The organism is Streptomyces murinus, assembly GCF_002154555.1.
Classification (GTDB): Bacteria; Actinomycetota; Actinomycetes; order Streptomycetales; family Streptomycetaceae; genus Streptomyces; species Streptomyces murinus.
In genome coordinates this window covers 1-586 of sequence record NZ_MUNF01001039.1, presented here as the reverse complement: position 1 = coordinate 586, position 586 = coordinate 1, and the positions used below count along the sequence as shown (strand labels likewise).

The window sequence follows — 586 nt, the reverse complement described above, 5'->3', positions numbered from 1 at the left end:
CCCAGGTGCTCGCGCAGGGTGCCACCCGGATAGAAGGTGCGGAACAGGCCGCGGTGCTGGAGTAACGCCACCGTGCCGTTGACCAGCCGTTCCAGGTCGCGGCGGGGTTCGACGGGGACCAGGTGGAAGCCGTCGGCGGCGCCCTCGCAGTGCCAGGCGGCGAGCAGGTCCGCGAGATCGACCGGGCCGCCCCGGTACAGCGGGCCCTGCGCGGTGGGCCGGGGACCGCCCCCGCCATGGCCGGGCTCGGCCGCGCACTCCCCGCCGCCGAGGTCGACCCGCAGGCTCACCAGGACCCGCGGGGCGCCGGGCTCCCGCCCCGACTTCGCCGCCCGGACCCGCAGTTCCTCGCGTACGGCGGCGGCCCCCGCCGGAGTCGCGGCGCGGACCAGGGCCACATCGGCGTACCGGGCGGCGAGGGCCCGGGCGCCCCGGGTGCTCGCGTCGACGAGGTGGAGAGGGGCGGGGCGGTACGAGGGGTCGGGACCGGATCCTTCGTCACGGATTCCGGTGACATCCGCCGGGCGGTCCCCCAACTCACCAGCGAGAAAAGGGACTTCGCCCGCCTCCGCAACCCCGGCCGCAC

Annotated in this window: 1 protein-coding gene; it reads right to left on the bottom strand. The window is 77.0% G+C overall.

The features are described from left to right. Window positions 1-586, bottom strand: a 586-nt coding sequence (locus tag CCN72_RS37515) for an LLM class flavin-dependent oxidoreductase (RefSeq protein WP_143664360.1), incomplete at both ends; no start/stop codon positions are given.